This window comes from Stenomitos rutilans (assembly GCF_059505485.1).
In genome coordinates this window covers 101,804-119,831 of record NZ_JCACKR010000012.1, presented here as the reverse complement: position 1 = coordinate 119,831, position 18,028 = coordinate 101,804, and the positions used below count along the sequence as shown (strand labels likewise).

Genomic DNA, 18,028 nt, shown 5'->3' with positions numbered 1-18,028 from the left:
TGCAGTAGTACGGCAAGGCGAAAACTTTGCCACTTTGTCTCAGTTACAGGAAAGACTGCGACAGGTGTTTCAAACGCTTACAGCGGAACAGGTCGATCGCTGACGGGCAATAGCTTTACTTTAACCTGAGTTCGAGATAAGGATCGGGACAAGAAACGCACATCTGCCAAGCACCGTCAATTCATAGCAGAATGGAGGCAGTTACTCTTAACAACACTCTGATATGGCTACACTGCCCGCTCACCTTAAAGACGTGCTCTCCGACCTGATAGCGCACTATCGATCGCGCGTAGACTATCTGGCAGTACGCCTTGAAGCAGCAGAAGGCGCAGATATTTTCTTGCGTGGCGACAAAACAGAAACCTTGACCGAAGGTATTTCGATCGGCGGACAGGTAAGAGCCTGCCACAAGGGAGGATGGGGTTTTGCCAGCTTTAACCAACTGGCAACGCTGAGCGATCGCATCGAAGAGGCGATCGGCGCAGCCCATCTCGTCGGCGAAGAAGAGACGCTGCTGGCACCGATTACGCCCATTCAAGCCACCTGCACTCTTCCACTCACGGGCACCGATCCACGTCAGATTCCCTTAGCGCAGAAAAAAGCGCTCTGCCAGCACTACAGCGACATTCTGCGTAGCGTCAGCCCCCAAATCGCTACGGTATCCGCACGCTATGGCGACAGCGCTCAGCACGTCATTCTTGCGACCTCTGAAGGCACCCTGCTGGAGCAGTCCTGGGTGGATATGGAAATGCGGTTTGCTGCTACCGCCCGCAACGGTGAGACCGTTCAAACCGGACGGGAGACCACTGGCTCTCGCAAAGCGTATGAAGACCTGCTGGGTTTAGACGCTCAGGTTCGTCATGCCGCGCAACGAGCGGTTGACTCACTCGCATTACCCTCTGTGCGAGGCAACACGTACACAGTCGTGATTGACCCCATTCTAACCGGACTGTTTGTCCATGAATCCTTTGGGCACCTGTCTGAAGCCGACATGACCTACGAGAACCCAGATTTGATGGAAGTCATGAGCCTGGGGCGGCAGTTTGGCCCTTCTGATCTGCAAATTTTTGATGGAGCAGCGCCTGAAGGTCATCGTGGCAGCTATTTCTACGACGATGAAGGCACCCCAGCCACCACCACCCAGTTGATTAAAGACGGAGTGCTGGTTGGACGGTTACACTCCCGTGAAACCGCAGGCAAGCTTGGCGAAACAGCTACTGGTAACGCACGCTGTCTGAATTACCACTATCCCCCGATCGTTCGCATGACCAATACCTGGATTGAGCGCGGCAAAACGCCCGTTGCTGACTTATATAGCGGCATTCGGGAAGGAGTTTATGCCCGTAACTGGCTGGGTGGCATGACGAATGGTGAAATGTTTACCTTTACGGCGGGTGAAGCCTGGATGATTCGCAATGGCAAAATTGCTGAGCCTGTCCGTGATGTCACGTTATCAGGTAATGCGTTCAAAACGCTGGGAGACATTGAGGCGATCGGCAATGACTTCTTCTGGGATGAATCCGGCGGCTGCGGCAAAGGTGGACAAAGCGGCTTACCCGTCGGCTGTGGTGGCCCAAGCTTACGCATCCGCAACGTCGTTGTGGGTGGAGAAGCAGTCGAAGAATAAAGCCGAAAAGGCTTCTTACAACAATTTGCATCTTTATGGCGCTGGGGTGCATTTGAACCAATCAACAGCGCCACTGACTAGGAAGGTTAGGGTAGTTGCTTCCTTAGTTAGAGTCAAAAATCTATAAGAGCGTACCGAAGATGGACGCTAACAGATTAAGCTTTATCGAAAATAAGGCTAACTGTGATTTGCAAAATAGCTTATGTTTGACGTTCTAAGTGCTAGTGTCCGACCACTAATGCTCAACAGCAAGGTCTTAGACGTTGCCTATGAACTCTATCTGGCAGCGCCCCTCTCAAACTACCCCACCATCAACCTTAAAGAACTATCGCGGCAAACAGGTGCCAGTTTGCTTGAATGCCGCAATGCGATCGTAGAGGCCAATCGGCATGGTCGCTTTCCCCAATGTGAGCTAGAGACCTGATAGACGCGATCGGTGACGTTTGCGCAAGCTGCCCAACCCCATTTTCTAATCTTCCGTCGAGGGAGGCAATCGTCCACGCCGTTTACGAGCTTCCATAGCGCGTTCCAGCACGTCCAGTAAGCCAGGAGCTTCTTCTTGCAACTTTAATAGCAACCGCTCACCTTCCGCGACATCACCAGGGTCTTCGCCCGTTTCCATCACGGTTTGCAGTCGAGGAAGCGCGATTTCATCCACAAGCTCCACTAGGCTGAATAGACAGCGATTGAACTGGCGCTCGGTCAGCGTAGAGTCTTCCAACGGAAATTCGATGATGGCGCGGATTTCACCATCCGATGGGTCGTACTCCCATTGCAGCATTTTGGTTTCCCAGGAAATGCAGAGCATCGTTTGCAGAATTGCTGCCTTGTGAGGATGCTCGTTGACGCCAGACAGCACGCGTGGGGCAAAGAGCTCAAAGAATTCGCCATCTTCTTCAAGCTGAATCACAATAAGAAATTCTTGAATATTTTCAGCGTAAACACCTGTAAGAATACGGCATTCATCCTCGTCAAGCTTATATCGCCACCCTTTGTTATCCAGGTAGCCAGCAATTTGTTGCAGCGTCGCGCCCATAAAAAAGTCTCGATAAGGCTCTGAAAGCACTTGCGTGTTCAGTAGCTAATTGTGAATTTAAGCGAACAGGCATTCGCCTTAGCGGGTTGCCTTCAACCAATTATCGTCTAAAGTTCAAACCAAAACGGCATCATTCCAGCATGACACTGGATGAGCTGTAAAACAGGTCGATTGCACCTACTCATCCTCCATTACCCACGAGGCGCAGTTAATCGGATGGGCTGCTGGATCAGTCCCGCATCCACTTGCTGAAAGAGATGATCTAGCGTCGAAGTGTTATCCAGCACTAAATCAGCATGAGCCGCCTTCTTTTGAATCGACATTTGGCTCTCAATACGAAGGCGAACTTGTTGAGAGCTGAGGCGATCGCGCTTGACGAGCCGTTCTATCTGTTGCTCTTTAGGGCAGCGCACAACCCAAGTCTCAGTGACCAAATCGGTCATACGCGCTTCAAACAGCAACGGAATCACCAGCACCACAATCAGCGGTTGTGTGTCTTTCATGGACAACGACTGTATCGCCTCCACTAAGCGATCGCGGACGTGTGGATGAATTTGCTGCTCCAACCACAGGCGTTCCGGCGGACTGCTAAAAATAATATCGCCTAACCGATGACGATCGAGCGTACCATCAGGCAGCAGCAGCCCAGAACCGTACCGCTCAGCAATTTCTGTCAGTACGGGTGAACTAGGCTCGACCGCTTCACGTGCGTACACATCAGCATCCAGGACAGGCAATTTGTGAATCGTTGCCATGTAGTTGGAAACCGTTGTTTTGCCCATTCCAATACCACCTGTCAGACCGATGATGCGATGGAAAGGGTGAGATTGGCTACGAGTGTTCATAGTAGACACCAGAAAAGCTTGAGGTGAACTGCCAGCAAGGACGCTCTGGGTCAAGCGGTGTGCCAAAAGAAGGCATTTGGTAGAAGTTACGATCGCAGAAGCATCGAGATGCCCCTAGAGCGACTGCCATTGACACAATGACTTGATTTTGCCAGTTTTCTAGATGATGAACCAAAAATTGGCAAAATGCGCATTTGGGGTTAAATCCATCTCTCCTTTCTCTCACCTCTCTTTTAATAGAGCGTCTCAAGCGACAAATTGTTGCCGTCTTCACCAATAGACCCAAACGAGCGACTAAAGCCTCTATCAACACTGTTGCACGAGTCTCAGTGATTCTCAAGCCAAGCTCAATGTATTCACCCGCACCAGAATGTGTTCACCTGCGCCAGCATTGCAGCAGTGACAAAACTAGAGCCTTTAAGCGGAATAAATCTATCGGTGACTTTAGAAAGCGATGCACAAAAGGGAAGAGCGACCTTTACAATAAAAAACAACACTGTGCTCAGTAACCAGTTCAGCGGAGTCTACGCCATGCTGTTGAAATCAACTACCCGCCATATCCATATTTTTACCGCTGCTGTTGAAAAGAATGAACTGGTTCCCAGTGATAGCGTACTAACGTTAGACGTCGATCCAGACAATGAGTTCAACTGGAGTGAAGAATCATTGCAAACGGTATACCGCAAGTTTGATGAATTGGTTGAATTTTACGGTGGAGCAGATCTGACCGACTACAATCTTCGTCGCATTGGTTCCGACTTAGAGCATTTTGTACGATCGCTGCTACAAAAAGGTGACATCTCATATAACCTCAATAGCCGCGCTTTAAACTACAGCATGGGCTTGCCGCGCGTCGTTGCTGGCGAAAATTAGCCAATTTCTATACCGTTCAGGTGGCTCCGTTCGCTATCACAGCAGACGGTAGTGGTTACGTCTACTAAGCTACTGCCGTTGATCACAGGGTAAACGGGCAGTCTACTCACAGCAGCTAGGTGAGTAAGTTAGGATTGCAGAGCATGTAGCCGCAATTGCTTACGCTCCTCATATTTATTTACGGAGGGTTAACGGCAAGCACTTTGCTTTAGATTTTTTAACGAAAACTCTCATCAAATCAGTCTACCGTAACAAATGGTGGCTTTTGATGAGGTTACATTGCATCAGTCGATCGTACGCCACTCATCGCCTGGTCAACGCACCACCCAGTCAACGTTAGATTTAGAAGATTTAGCATGAGCAGTAATTTAGCAACAAAGCTACGTGAGGGCACTAAAAAGTCTCACTCAATGGCTGAGAACGTCGGGTTTGTAAAATGTTTCTTAAAGGGAGTGGTCGAGAAAAACTCCTACCGCAAGCTTGTCTCCAATCTTTACTTCGTCTACTCAGCGATGGAAGAGGAGATGGATCAACACCAACACCATCCCATTCTTTCCAAAATCTATTTCTCAGAGTTAAATCGCAAAGCCGCCTTAGAGAAGGATTTGTACTACTACTACGGCAGTAATTGGCGAGAGCAAGTCGCACCCTCTCCAGCCGCTGAAGCCTATGTGCAACGCATTCGCGATATCTCTAAAACCGCTCCTGAGCTGCTAGTTGCTCACTCCTATACTCGTTACCTTGGCGACCTATCGGGTGGTCAGATTCTGAAAGGCATTGCCCAACGTGGTATGAATCTCACCGATGGCAACGGTACAGCCTTCTATGAGTTCAACAACATTCCTGACGAGAAGCAGTTTAAAGCAACCTATCGTCAGGCCATGAACGAGCTACCCCTTGATGATGCCACCGCTGATCGCATCGTAGATGAAGCCAATGCCGCGTTTGGCATGAACATGAAACTGTTCCAGGAGCTAGAAGGTAATTTGATTAAGGCGATCGGCTCCATGCTGTTCAACACCTTAACCCGCCGTCGTACTCGTGGCAGCACCGAATTAGCCACTGCTGACTAATGCTATCTGGTTACGTTGTCTCCCATCTCTAACGTCTTCCCTCGAATCCTGAGGGCTTGGTGGTTAAAGCACTATCAAGTCTTCAGGATTCATAGTTTGAAGTTGTTGATTTTCGGTTGTTATTTGTTAGAACAAAGCTAGAAATTAGAAGTCAGAAGGCAGGAGCAAAGCTACAGCGGTTATTGATTGGTTAAGTTACAGTCCCTTGAGGATGAGTAGGGTCTAAAGTGTCGGGTGTGGTGAATGCAAGTGAAAATGGCTGCATCTCCAAACTCCCTCTGCTTCCCCTCTCCCCTCACTCCCTACCCCTTACCCCTCACCTCCCACATGGCAGCAAAAATCCCCGTCACCATCATCACAGGTTTCCTTGGCAGCGGCAAAACAACGCTCATCCGCCATCTGCTGCAAAACAATCAAGGCAGACGAATTGCGGTTTTGGTTAACGAGTTTGGCGAATTGGGCATCGATGGCGACCTACTGCGTTCGTGCCAAGTCTGTGATGAAGAGACGTCTGCTGAGGGAACTTCTGCTGATGCCACACGGTCTTTGCCGGAACGCTTGCCTGAGATTGTTGAGTTAACCAATGGCTGCCTCTGCTGCACAGTGCAGGAAGAATTTTTATCCGTCATGCTAGAGCTACTCAAACGCAGAGACAGCTTAGACTGTATTCTCATTGAGACGTCTGGGCTGGCACTTCCCAAGCCTTTAGTCAAAGCTTTTCGCTGGCACGAGCTGAGCCATGCCGTTACGGTAGACGGCGTGATCACGATCGTCGATTGTGAAGCTGTTTCGACTGGAACGATCGCCACCGACCTACAAGCATTAGAAGCCCAGCGCAAAGCAGATCCTAATTTAGATCATGAAACTCCCATACAAGAGTTGTTTGAAGATCAACTTGCCTGTGCCGATTTAGTCATTCTCAACAAAGCAGATTTAGTTGATCCCCAAACTCAAGCACACGTTGAACAACTCGTCCAGCAAGAGCTACCTAGAGCTGTCAAGCTTGTCTCTAGCCAGCACGGACAACTTGACCCGAATCTTTTGCTTGGCTTTCAAGCAGCTGTAGAAGATCACTTAGACTCTCGCCCCAGCCATCATGATGCGGAAGGAGAGCATGAGCATGATGACAAGATTACCTCGACTCATGTAGTGCTCGATCGCGCTTTCGACCCTACCATACTGAGGCAGCAACTAGAAACCTTGGTGCAAGAACAAGAAATCTACCGAATTAAAGGCTTCGTTGTTGTACCTCAAAAACCGATGCGCTTAGTCATGCAGGGCGTTGGCAAGCGCTTTGACCAATTTTATGATCGCCCCTGGCACGCTAAAGAACCACAACAAACTCGACTTGTTTTCATTGGTCGCGCGTTAGATGCAACTCGCATCAAAACGCAGTTAACTGCTTTACCCGTCTGATGGGCAAGAAAAACCCTCAGACCTCTCTTCTCATAATCAAGGCTTTAGACAGACCTGTTATGAGATCGCTCTGCTATGAGAACAGCTTGTAGACATTGGCGTAATTTTAGCGCCCCTTTAGTTTAGTCAAGCAGGGCTGAAGAATGGATGCTGAGCGCTGAGAAGGAACGTAGACGCCTTTGCCACATGCGCTCCTAGCGACAAGCTCATACATACAGTGGGAGTACAACCAAATACGCTCAAGAAAGTCAATCGTTTCTTCAAGCAATGGACTTTTTATATAAAGAGCGAGTAAAAAGAGTACAAAATTGAAGTCAGTTCTGAAAATTGCTCCTACTATAAATTAATTCTTCAGTAATAGTTAAATTTATGTGTGGGTACCTGCTGGACTGACAAAAGTCCTGAAACCTCTGAAACTTCGTAGGTTGAGTAAAGCCGTGCCGTCATACCAGAAAAGCGTTAGCGTAACCTAACGAATCAAGTTTGGCATTGGGCTTCACGCAGTTCAACCCAACCGACACCAAAAGATCGTTAGTCAAGCAGGTATGGTTAAAAAGAGTAATACAACTAAGTTAGGTCAAGTAAATACTGTAACAATGGATTATAAGAAACTATCTCACAGAATCTTCAAAACATCGTTTAATTTTAGCTCTCTACTCATCACGCTTGAATGGTAAAGAGCCTTTCTTATACGGATAAAGGACTTTAACACTTTCTTATGTATATAAACGATTTAAGACAAATGCAAGCGCGTGCGATACACTCTGATCAGCGAATTAAGTTTACACGGTGCACTTGCAAGCTTTACTGAAGAGACCCAAGTGTCACTTCACAAATTTAGGCCGATAGCTAATACATTTCTGAAATCATACGTTTCGCTTTGAGGTAATGATGAACCAGCAGGTCGAGAACATAAAGAAGGTAGATACGTTGGCAGATCATTCTCCACATTGTCAGTTTTGTAAAACCGCTTTGCATCATACGCTGGTTGATCTGGGTATGTCCCCACTATGTGAAAGCTATGTGAGTTTAGAGCAGCTAAACCACGTGGAAGCATTCTATCCTCTACATGTGCGGGTATGCGATAACTGTCTACTGGCTCAGTTGGAAGCTTATGTGAAGCCGGAGCATATCTTTAGTGAATATGCATATTTTTCATCTTATGCAGATACTTGGTTAAAACACTGCAAAGCCTACACCGATCAGGTCGTTGAGCGTTTCAATTTGAATGAGCAAAGCCAGGTTATAGAACTTGCCAGTAACGATGGCTATTTGTTGCAGTATTTCGTTGAAAAAAACATTCCTGCTTTAGGAATTGAACCTGCAACAAACATTGCCAAAGTAGCAATCGCCAAGGGAATCCCAACTGTTAATGAGTTTTTTGGACAGGAATGTGCGCACAGGTTAATTCAACAAGGTAAACAGGCAGATCTCATCGCAGCCAACAATGTCTTAGCGCATGTTCCCGACCTCAATGACTTTGTTGCTGGAATTAAGATTTTGCTGAAACCTCAAGGTGTGGCAACTGGCGAGATTCCGCATCTGATGCGGCTAATGGAATCTAACCAATTTGACACTATTTATCACGAGCATTTTTGCTATCACACCTTTACTACTCTTGAGAAAATCTTTGCTGCCCACAGATTAGCTCTCTTTGATGTCGAAGAACTCTCAACGCATGGGGGGTCACTACGAATTTATGCCTGCCACGAGGACGATTCAACAAAGCCTATTAGTGATCACACCATTGAACTAAAAAACCGTGAAAAAGCAGAAGGGTTTACTTCAATTGAGCGTTATACAAACTTTGAAGAGCAGGTACGAGAGACTAAACGTAAATTGCTCGATTTTTTGATTAAAGTTAAGCGAGAAAGCAAAACGGTTGTGGGATATGGCGCTCCTGGTAAAGGTAATACTCTATTGAACTATTGCGGTATTCGCACTGATTTTCTAGATTACACAGTCGATCGTAACCCCTACAAACAAGGAAAGTTCTTACCTGGAACTCATATTCCAATCTACCATCCCGACAAAATACGGGAAACAAAGCCTAATTACGTACTCATCCTTCCCTGGAACTTCAAGGACGAAATTATAACTCAAATGAGCTTTATCCGCGAATGGGGCGGACAATTTGTAGTGCCAATTCCTGAAGTAAAAGTGTATACCTAAAGCGTTTGTAGATTTTACTCCTACTAGACCAAGTAGAACAAATTCCACTTCTACGAAAGAGCAAGACTGTACAAGCTGCATCTCAAGCAAACTTCTACCATTACTAAAGCTAACCAATCTAGATCCAAAATAATTTAGTTTTGCTGTTGGAAACATTTAGATGATTTGAGTATGTAATATGTTTATTGATTTGAGCGCGTCTGATACAGGGCAAGTTGGCTTAGAGATGTACCACCTTATCTCAGAGCTGTATCCTATTTGTCGTAGTATTACTGGTAATGGGGTACGAAAATCACTACATATTCTACAGAAGTTCATTCCTTTAGAAATTCATGAAGTGCCTACAGGAATGAAAGTTTTTGACTGGACAGTACCGAAAGAATGGAACATTCGAGATGCCTATGTTAAAAATAGTCGTGGAGAAAAGGTTATTGATTTTCAATTATCCAACTTACATCTGCTAAATTACAGTATTCCAATTCATAAAAAGCTGCCCCTAGCGGAGTTAAAAGAGCATCTATACACGCTTCCAGAGGCCCCTGATTGGATTCCTTACCGGACTTCATACTATAAGGAAAACTGGGGCTTTTGTCTGAGCCACAATGCTTTAGAAAATTTAGAAGAAGGGGAATACGAGGTTTACATAGACTCTTCATTGCAGGATGGTCACCTCACCTATGGAGAGTATTACCTGCCGGGAGAAACGGAGGATGAAGTGCTATTTTCTTGTCATATTTGTCATCCATCCCTCTGCAATGACAATCTTTCAGGAATGGCTTTAGCAACATTCCTAGCAAAGAGGCTCACTTTACAACCAAGACGATACTCTTACCGTTTTTTGTTTATACCTGGTACGATTGGCTCAATTACTTGGCTCTGTTTAAACAAAAACATTACTCATAATATCAGGCATGGTCTGGTTATCTCTGGAGTCGGTGACAAAGGAGAAATAACATACAAGCGGAGCCGTCATGGAAATGCAGAAATCGATCAGGCAGTAACTCATATTCTGAAACATCTAGGTGAAAAATATAGAATCGAAGAGTTCTCTCCCTACGGCTATGACGAACGCCAGTATTGCTCACCCGGTTTCAATTTGCCAGTTGGTCGCTTGACCAGGACACCTTTTGGTAAGTATGAAGAGTACCACACATCAGCAGACAACCTAGAGTTTGTTAGTTCTAAGCATTTGGAAAACTCATGGATAGTTTACTTAGCAGTGATTGATGTTCTCGAAAATAGCAGAATCTATAACAGCAAGAATCCAATGTGTGAACCACAGCTAGGCAAACGAGGTCTTTACGGAATGCTAGGCGGTGAACAAGATAAAAAAGATATCGAAATGGCGATGCTATGGGTGCTTAATTTATCCGATGGTACACATACTCTATTAGACATTGCAAACCGAGCGGGAATAAGTTTTGAGATGGTCACGAGAGCCACGACCGCACTGTTGCAAGTCGGTTTATTACAAAAATAATCAGATATATGATAGGGATAAAGTAAAAAGAACTGTAGATTGAATTGTTTGATATTTTAGATCCGTTTACCAACGATCGAAAGGAGCATTAGTATGAAAGTTGTCTTATTTTGTGGTGGTTTGGGCACACGGTTACGAGAACATTCTGAAACTGTTCCAAAGCCGATGGTTGAAATCGGTTACCGCCCCATAATCTGGCACCTAATGAGGTACTATGCCCACTTTGGGCATAAAGACTTTATTTTATGTCTTGGTTATAAAGGAGACTATATCAAGAATTACTTTCTCAACTACAACGAATGTCTATCGAATAATTTCACTTTGTCGGATGGAGGCAAAAGTATCCACCTGCATACTAGTGATATTCAAGATTGGAATATCACCTTCATTGACACTGGAATAAACTCTAATATTGGACAGAGATTGCTAGCTGCAAAGCCCTATTTAGCAGGAGAAGATGCTTTTCTAGCTAACTATGCTGATGGTCTCAGTAACCTTAACCTTGACTTGTACCTTGATCACTTCCAAAAGCAAGGTAGAATTGCAAGTTTCTTAGCTGTACAACCCTCACAATCCTTTCATGTTGTCTCTTTAAATGAAGAGTCATTAGTAGAAAGAATCCAGCCTGTTAGCTGCTCGGAGCTGTGGATTAACGGCGGGTTTTTTGCTCTCAAGCAAGAGATTTTTGATTACATTCAGGATGGAGAGGAACTCGTTCTTGAGCCATTTCAGCGTTTAATTCAAAAGAAGGAACTAGTCGCCTACAGAAATCTTGGCTTTTGGGCTTGCATGGATACGTTGAAGGAAAAAATGACCTTTGATGAAATGTATACCAAAGGAAATACTCCTTGGACTGTTTGGGAAACTTCGCAAGCTCTAGCGAATGACAAAATGTTCAAAATTCAATTGTCTAGCACACAAAAAGTATGTTTAGCAAACTCAAACAAATAATTTTTGAATCTCATAATGGGGCTTTAAAATACATACGTTCGTTTACAAAGCGGTACTTCTTGCTAGAAGCTGATTTTTAAGAGCTGTGTTTCATATAAATACGTCTTTATTCATTTTTCAGGAAGAACTTAAATTATGCCAAAAGTTAGCATTGTAGTTGTTAATTATAACTACTCTAAATACTTAGATGAACGCATTCAAAGTTTCTTAAATCAAACTTATCTGGATTTTGAATTGCTTATTATAGATAACGGCTCGACAGATAAGAGTGTAGAAATCATAGAGAAGTATAGAAAAGATCCAAGAGTTTCTGTAAGATATTATTCTGAGAACGAACCACCTTTTAAGCGCTGGAATGATGGTGTAGATTCTACGCAAGGTGAGTATGTAATGATCGCAGCTTCAGATGATAGTTGTGATCCTAGATTATTGGAAAAGCTAGTTGAAAAATTGGATAACCATCCTTCTGTTGGTTTTGCTTATGCTCAATCATGGGAAATAGATGATCAGGGTAAGCGATTGTATTTATCTAAGGATTTAACAGATAGCTTAAATCCAGATCTTTGGGCTACAGATTTTGTTGCCAATGGGCAAGAGATGTGCCATTACATGCTGTTTCTTAATATAATTCGCTTCTCAGGACTCGCACGGCGATCTGCTTTTGTTAAAGCTGGTGGATTTGACACACGATTGTCCTATGAGGCAGATTGGCTGCTTTGGTCAAAAATATTAACAATTTCAGACATTGCTTATGTCGCTGAACCGTTGATTTTTGGTAGGATGCACATGAATTCGTTCGGCAAGGCAGTGAAGAAGATATTGGTACTTGAAGGGCGGTTAGTAGTAATTCGTTACTTGCTATCAAACGTAAAGCCACCAGAGCACTTTTGGGAGACAGTCTATAAGCCAATCATAGGATATTGGGTACGGCTAGTATTTTCAGAGAAAATTCCAATTAGTATAAACTTAAGGATTTATTGCTTGTTGAAGGAGATAAATCCTCATGTAAATTATTTGTTAGTTATAAATTTTCTTGAGATTTTGAAGAGAAAAATCGGTCTACTCTATAACTCTTTTTTTCAAAAGAAGATAAAGCTTCTTTTGAAGTAGGAATAAAGCATTTTCATTAGTGAGGAAACCACTAAAATCCTATTTACTCTGATGCACAAATTTTGTAGTTATTATGCTTAAGCTAATACCTTTCCAGACTGAGAAGCAACAAATACGCCAAGTGTTGTGCTTGGGTGCTCATAGTGATGATATTGAGATTGGCTGTGGAGGAGCTATTCTAGCTCTAGTTGAAGCATTTCCTGATTTAAATGTTTTTTGGGTTGTATTGAGTAGTGCAGGTAATCGTCGAGAGGAAGCCTTAGAGAGTGCGAATGCTTTTTTGCAACCTGTCAACCAAAAAACGATTTTAATTGAAAACTTTAAAGATACATTTTTCCCCTATATGGGCATAGAGATCAAAAAATTCTTTGAATGGTTAGGGAAAGAAGTTTCGCCTGATCTCATATTGACCCACTATCGCCAGGATTTGCACCAAGATCATCGGTTGGTTTCTGATTTAACCTGGAATACATTTCGTAATCATATGATTTTAGAGTATGAAATTCCCAAATATGATGGCGACTTAGGAAACCCTAATTTTTTTGTTCATATCAGTGATTCGATCCGAAAGCAAAAAATTGCTCATCTTATGAAGTTTTTTGCAACTCAATCTAATAAGCATTGGTTTACGGAAGAAACGTTTTCAGCAATTCTTAGATTACGTGGAATCGAATCAAACTCACCAAGTCAATATGCAGAAGCTTTTTACTGCAGAAAAGCAGTCTTGATGTAGGATCATAATGTTCATAAAATGAGTCACTTGATTAGAGCATGGAGTTTTATGGGTTAGATTGAGCCGATAGGCGAGGCCTGAAAATGAGAAAGCCAATCTTTGCTTAAGCTACTCCGTAAAGCCATAAAATGGACTTACATTAAGTTGATAGAAAAATACAAGTTAGGTTTGGTTCGCACAAAAATTTGACATACAAAAATAATTGTTATGAAAATTCATGTTCTTTCTATGGCTCATAATGAGGCTCACCTGCTTCCTTATTTTATTAGCCACTATCGCAACCATTTTCCTGATTGCGAAATTACAATATTTGACAATGAATCTACTGATGAAACTGCAAGTATTAGTCAAAGTTTTGGGTGTAAAGTCATCTCTGTTGTGTCGGGTGGTTACGTGGATCAGATCCTTTCAGACACTAAGAATGAGCAGTGGAAGAGTAGTCAAGCCGATTGGGTAGTAGTCTGTGACATCGATGAATTTTTGCAGATTAATCAAACTGAGTTAGAAAAGCTAAATGATTCTGGAGTTACAATTTTACGAACTCAAGGCTTTGACATGGTTGGGAAAAATGGAAATCTTGAGGAGATTACAGATAAATATCCAAATGATTGGTATAGCAAAATTGTATGCTTTAAACGAACAGAAATTGAAAATATTAACTACACGCCAGGAGCGCATCACTGCAGCCCTACTGGAAATATTCAGTGGAGTTCAGCAGCTTATGAATTGTTCCACTATAAGTACCTTTCGCTAAACTTAGCACTTGAAAGAATAAAACTGCGTTGCGATCGAGCAAGCGAAGATAATCGCCTAAAAGGGATTGCTTATCAGTATTACGAATTCAACGAAAGAAAAACTCATCAAGAGTTTTCTCAAGCGTGGCGAAAAGCGATATTATGGCGCTTTCTTAAGAGGCTGCTTCCGAGAGAGAAGAATTATCGTTTAGGTCATAAACTTATAGCAAAAGTACCGTGAGACGACATAGTCTGATGGCTGACAAACCTAAGGTTCTCTTGGGCTTTGGAGGATGTCTGAGAATGAGAGACTATGCTAGTCATCTGAGCATCATAGCGAGTCATTACTACATACATGAAGGTCGCTGAGGTTTCTGGCAGGGCCGCATAGTCTTTAAACAAACGACGCGGCCAATTAAGCCAACCCCAAGTGCGCTCGATCACCCACCGTTTCGGCAATAAGACAAAGCCTTTGCTGTTATCAGAAGCTTGATGGTTTCGAGCTGCCAACGTAAGTGCCCATGGCATGAAGTCTACTCCTTCACAGGTACCATTCACCCAAACCACCTTCAATCGGGTAAGCTGCTCAGGTAGACGTGACAGCCGAGCGACAAACTAGCGGGCACCCTGCTGGTCACTGACAATGACAGCCATTATGGCTGAAAACATTTCTCGAACTGCCTGATGGCACGCCGTTACATGACACAATCGAGCAGGTGTTTGCCTAGCACTAAGGCTGCTGATCACTTGCATGCCCTAAGACCCGATACACATCGATTAGTTGCTGCTTGCCCTTTAGAACTAACGGTCCCCAAGGTTCAACGGCAAAGCGGTCTTGCAGATGCACGAGAGTATCTTTGGCAATGAGAATGCGGCAGAGTTCTGTTTGCTGGTCTTTTGCGTAGCTTTCTAAGCGAGATGCAATGTTAACACTGTCACCAATCACGCCATATTCCAGCCGATCTTTGCCACCTAAACTGCCTGCCACGATCGGCCCGGTAAAAATGCCCACTCGCATTTGCGCCGTTGGCAGGTTACGCTTCTGCCAGTCTTGATTCAGCGCTTGCAGGCGATCACTCATTGCCAAAGCGCACTCAACAGCTAAGCGGGCATCTTGGGAGACTTCGATCGACGTGACCCGGTGAATGGGCACTCCGAACACAGCTAACAAACCATCGCCTGTAAACTTGTTGATAATGCCATGATTAGCTTTCACTTCCTCAGTGATGGCGCTTAGATATTCGTTTAGCCATTCCAGCAATGCTTCGGGAGACATCTGTTCTGACAGCGTGCTGAAATTTCGAATATCAGTAAATAGCATTGTGGCGATCAGGCGTTGCCCTGGCAGTTTGCCAGATTTCAGCAAGCGATCGCGGCTTTTCCACAGGGTTGTAGCAATTTCAGGCGACGTGTTTTGCCCCAGTAGTTTCATCATCATGATTTGTTGACGCTGTGCCTGCTGTGCTCGATACGATACGACAAGCGTTGCAACCACGATGATACCTATCACAGGGGTGGCTGTAGGCACCCACCCTTGAGCCAAAAAAAGAGCGTAGCAGATTCCTAGCAGAACCATAATGGCAAGTATGACCACCAGACAAAGCCCCAGCGGGTGGCGAATGAACCAGGCGAGGCTGCTACCCAAGACAACCCAAGCTCCAATCCAACTGCATTCAACCCAATCAGGCCAAAACCAAACGAGCGGCTGCTGGTTAAGCGCTGCGTCCAGAATTTGGCTGACCATTTGAGCATGAATGACAACACCGGGCATTGAGACAGCCTGTTTTTCAGCCATGCTGTAGGGGGTGAGAAAGCGATCTTTCGCACTCTCGGCGGTCGTGCCAATCAGCACAATCTTGCCGTTGACCCATGCTGGCTCGATCGCGCCATTTAATAACTGAGTTAACGTTACCTGCCGTGCCAGATGGCTACGCGCACGGTAGTTCAGCAAGATCTGATACCCCTTCGCATCCACAGTTTGATATTGTCCGGATGTAGTTTCCCAGGGAGTAAATTCCGTTTCGCCGAGTTGCAAATTGCTGGGATTGCGTAAACCTGCTTTTGGTAGAATACCCTGTGGCCGCAGGTATGCGAGTGCCAAGCGGAGCGAAAAAGCATACAGCGTTTCCGTCTCTGTATCCATAAACAGCAACCCGCGACGAATAACTCCATCGGGGTCACTGGCGATGTCATTGAAGCCGATGCGGTCTTCTGGGACTCCCGGAGGCGGATTCACCCCCAAATCATCTGCGTCTTGGACTTTCGTAATGGCAATCACATTGGGCTGCTGCAATTGTTTCGCTAGGGCAGCCGTGCCAGGAGCCTGTGGTAAATCCCGATAAATATCTAAGCCGATCGTCTTGGGGTTGAACTGTTGCAGCGTTTGCAGCGCCGTTGCGATCGTGCGGTCGGAAAGCGGCCATCGCTTCTGAGCTTTAATATCGGCCTCGGTAACCGTCACAATCAGCAAGCGCAGATCAGTAGTCCGACTAGGGCGCAGACGCACCATCAGGTCATAGCTGGCAAGTTCAAGCGGCTGTAAGCCACCAAGATGATGCACGCCGAGCAAGCAAGCAGTCACAACGCTACTTGTCGCCACGATCGCAAGTGGCACCAACGCGATCGCGGGTAGCGCGGCGAGTTGCATCCAGCCATTCCGGCAGTGTTGAAAAAATTTAGCAGTCACAGATGCTCTCAGCGTTGGATAACCGAGGGTAGACGTTAGCGTCAGGACGTTGCCGTGTGTACCAGAAAGCGTGGACTTTATACGAGTAAGCCCTAAGCAACTGAAACTCTAACGGTTCATTAGACTGCTTGCGCGAATACTAAAACCCCTCTCGCTCTCTCAATGCTGAGGCAAGTAAATGTCTAGTTCTTCAGCGTTGGAGGGCAAAGGGGGGCAGAAGCTAATTCATGCAAGCGGTCAATTGTCTAGATCAAGCAGTCGATGCACCAGGACTCGCGAGACGAGTTACTCTCCCATTAAATCTATACATCCTTTTCCCTATAAAATCCCGACAATTGAGCAGAAGCTCACGCTGTCTTTTTGAGCATACGCTCCAGGATTGTTTTTGCAGGTTCCACGATCGCCCAGGTACCGTTTGGTTGCTTGCGCAAAGCGGCGAAAAGTAGCAAATCACCATTGCCGATCGCCTCTCCTTGACTGACTTCGCCCAAATGCGGCTCCTTCAAACCACAGAGGCGAAAAAGGTAAGCAGGGACATCTGGGCTAGAAAAGATTAGACAACGGCGATTGTCAAGCTGAGTACGGCCATCAAAAGGCGCGTAGACCTGATTGCCATCCAGCGCAATCGAAATATCGCCAAGCCCACCGAGAACTTTGCGATCGGCGATCATGTCACCCGGTTGCAGCTCCCAACTTTGGTAAAGCTTGATGCTAAGCGGTGATTCAGGGCTGGGAGCTTTCGTACACCCGATCGGCAGCAGCGTCATAGCCAGCAGACCAACATTGAGCAAAGTATCTCTGACCTTCATGAAAGCAACTCTATCGAACATTGAAGCGATATCCAGCGTACTGATCGCCTTCGTACAGAATGACTAACCAGGTTTGCGGTTCAAACTCTAGAGGATACGCTTCCCGCTGAGCCGTTGCGCCTGCCCGGACTTGAAGGTCAACCAGCCTGCAGTAGGGCTCTTTCACAATTTCTTGCACTTTTTGCTTTTTATCGCCTTCAGGCACCGTAAGCAACCGCGCTAACTGCTGTCTCGACAACTTCGCCTGCGACTGCACAACCTCCTGACACGGTTCACCAGAGGCTTTTTTACTGAAATTTTTGCTCAATAGCGAAGGCAGGCTATGTAAATCTAACAAAAGCCCAAACGCCAAAAGCACAGCGCCTCCAGCCAGCAGCTGCTTTGAAATTACAGGTTCAGACTTTGAGTATCCCATCCATCCTCCTAATCGATTGGTTGGTCTAAGCATTTGGGAGTCAGCAGCTAGGAGGCTTATAGATGAGA

17 protein-coding genes are annotated in these 18,028 nt (G+C 45.3%); 11 read left to right on the top strand and 6 right to left on the bottom strand.

Annotated features, from left to right (window positions below):
* Positions 1 to 223: 223 nt before the first annotated feature.
* Together AC5JLP_RS01035 and AC5JLP_RS01030 are read left to right on the top strand one after the other, a co-directional pair.
* The gene (locus tag AC5JLP_RS01035; RefSeq protein ID WP_496066031.1) at positions 224 to 1,627 is read left to right on the top strand and encodes a TldD/PmbA family protein; all 1,404 of its coding nucleotides are present in this window, start codon (positions 224 to 226) and stop codon (positions 1,625 to 1,627) included.
* Positions 1,628 to 1,829: 202 nt separating this feature from the next.
* The gene (locus tag AC5JLP_RS01030) at positions 1,830 to 2,051 is read left to right on the top strand and encodes a hypothetical protein (protein WP_496066030.1); all 222 of its coding nucleotides are present in this window, start codon (positions 1,830 to 1,832) and stop codon (positions 2,049 to 2,051) included.
* A gap of 45 nt (positions 2,052 to 2,096) precedes the next feature.
* Here the strand turns inward: AC5JLP_RS01030 and AC5JLP_RS01025 are convergent, their stop codons facing one another.
* Together AC5JLP_RS01025 and coaE are read right to left on the bottom strand one after the other, a co-directional pair.
* On the bottom strand, positions 2,097 to 2,693 hold the full coding sequence (locus AC5JLP_RS01025) for a hypothetical protein (RefSeq protein ID WP_496066029.1): 597 nt from the start codon (positions 2,691 to 2,693) through the stop codon (positions 2,097 to 2,099).
* A 161-nt stretch (positions 2,694 to 2,854) separates the two neighbouring features.
* Complete coding sequence (gene coaE / locus AC5JLP_RS01020) at positions 2,855 to 3,508, bottom strand: dephospho-CoA kinase (protein ID WP_496066028.1); 654 nt, start codon at positions 3,506 to 3,508, stop codon at positions 2,855 to 2,857.
* A 372-nt stretch (positions 3,509 to 3,880) separates the two neighbouring features.
* Between coaE and AC5JLP_RS01015 the strand changes: the two genes are divergently transcribed.
* From AC5JLP_RS01015 to AC5JLP_RS00975, 9 genes are all read left to right on the top strand, one after another.
* Positions 3,881 to 4,381 (top strand): NAD(P)H-quinone oxidoreductase subunit M, encoded by a 501-nt coding sequence (locus AC5JLP_RS01015; protein WP_496066027.1) that lies wholly within the window; start codon positions 3,881 to 3,883, stop codon positions 4,379 to 4,381.
* A gap of 356 nt (positions 4,382 to 4,737) precedes the next feature.
* The gene (locus AC5JLP_RS01010; RefSeq protein WP_496066026.1) at positions 4,738 to 5,454 is read left to right on the top strand and encodes a biliverdin-producing heme oxygenase; all 717 of its coding nucleotides are present in this window, start codon (positions 4,738 to 4,740) and stop codon (positions 5,452 to 5,454) included.
* Between the two features lie 255 nt (positions 5,455 to 5,709).
* Positions 5,710 to 6,870: a cobalamin biosynthesis protein CobW gene (cobW, locus tag AC5JLP_RS01005; RefSeq protein ID WP_496066025.1), complete on the top strand. Its 1,161-nt coding sequence runs from the start codon at positions 5,710 to 5,712 to the stop codon at positions 6,868 to 6,870.
* An 888-nt stretch (positions 6,871 to 7,758) separates the two neighbouring features.
* Positions 7,759 to 9,042, top strand: coding sequence for a methyltransferase domain-containing protein (locus AC5JLP_RS01000; RefSeq protein WP_496066024.1), 1,284 nt, complete (start codon positions 7,759 to 7,761; stop codon positions 9,040 to 9,042).
* Between the two features lie 178 nt (positions 9,043 to 9,220).
* Positions 9,221 to 10,522, top strand: coding sequence for a DUF4910 domain-containing protein (locus tag AC5JLP_RS00995; protein ID WP_496066023.1), 1,302 nt, complete (start codon positions 9,221 to 9,223; stop codon positions 10,520 to 10,522).
* A gap of 93 nt (positions 10,523 to 10,615) precedes the next feature.
* The gene (locus tag AC5JLP_RS00990) at positions 10,616 to 11,473 is read left to right on the top strand and encodes a glucose-1-phosphate cytidylyltransferase (RefSeq protein WP_496066022.1); all 858 of its coding nucleotides are present in this window, start codon (positions 10,616 to 10,618) and stop codon (positions 11,471 to 11,473) included.
* Between the two features lie 135 nt (positions 11,474 to 11,608).
* The gene (locus AC5JLP_RS00985) at positions 11,609 to 12,583 is read left to right on the top strand and encodes a glycosyltransferase family 2 protein (RefSeq protein ID WP_496066021.1); all 975 of its coding nucleotides are present in this window, start codon (positions 11,609 to 11,611) and stop codon (positions 12,581 to 12,583) included.
* Positions 12,584 to 12,656: 73 nt separating this feature from the next.
* Positions 12,657 to 13,316: a PIG-L deacetylase family protein gene (locus tag AC5JLP_RS00980; protein WP_496066020.1), complete on the top strand. Its 660-nt coding sequence runs from the start codon at positions 12,657 to 12,659 to the stop codon at positions 13,314 to 13,316.
* 207 nt (positions 13,317 to 13,523) lie between these two features.
* A complete protein-coding gene (locus AC5JLP_RS00975; protein WP_496066019.1) occupies positions 13,524 to 14,291 on the top strand; it encodes a glycosyltransferase family 2 protein in 768 nt (255 codons plus the stop codon).
* On the opposite strand, the gene AC5JLP_RS00970 is transcribed toward AC5JLP_RS00975, so the two are convergent.
* The 4 genes from AC5JLP_RS00970 to AC5JLP_RS00955 all read right to left on the bottom strand — a co-directional run bounded on the left by AC5JLP_RS00970 (position 14,264) and on the right by AC5JLP_RS00955 (position 17,960).
* Positions 14,264 to 14,578 carry a transposase gene (locus AC5JLP_RS00970; RefSeq protein ID WP_496066018.1) on the bottom strand — a complete coding sequence of 105 codons (315 nt, stop codon included), beginning with the start codon at positions 14,576 to 14,578 and terminating at the stop codon, positions 14,264 to 14,266. The genes AC5JLP_RS00975 and AC5JLP_RS00970 overlap by 28 nt on opposite strands.
* 202 nt (positions 14,579 to 14,780) lie before the next feature.
* Complete coding sequence (locus AC5JLP_RS00965) at positions 14,781 to 16,736, bottom strand: CHASE2 domain-containing protein (protein WP_496066017.1); 1,956 nt, start codon at positions 16,734 to 16,736, stop codon at positions 14,781 to 14,783.
* Positions 16,737 to 17,083: 347 nt separating this feature from the next.
* Positions 17,084 to 17,545: a hypothetical protein gene (locus AC5JLP_RS00960; RefSeq protein ID WP_496066016.1), complete on the bottom strand. Its 462-nt coding sequence runs from the start codon at positions 17,543 to 17,545 to the stop codon at positions 17,084 to 17,086.
* Between the two features lie 10 nt (positions 17,546 to 17,555).
* Entirely contained in the window at positions 17,556 to 17,960 is a 405-nt protein-coding gene (locus AC5JLP_RS00955) for a hypothetical protein (protein ID WP_496066015.1), read from the bottom strand.
* Positions 17,961 to 18,028: the final 68 nt, after the last annotated feature.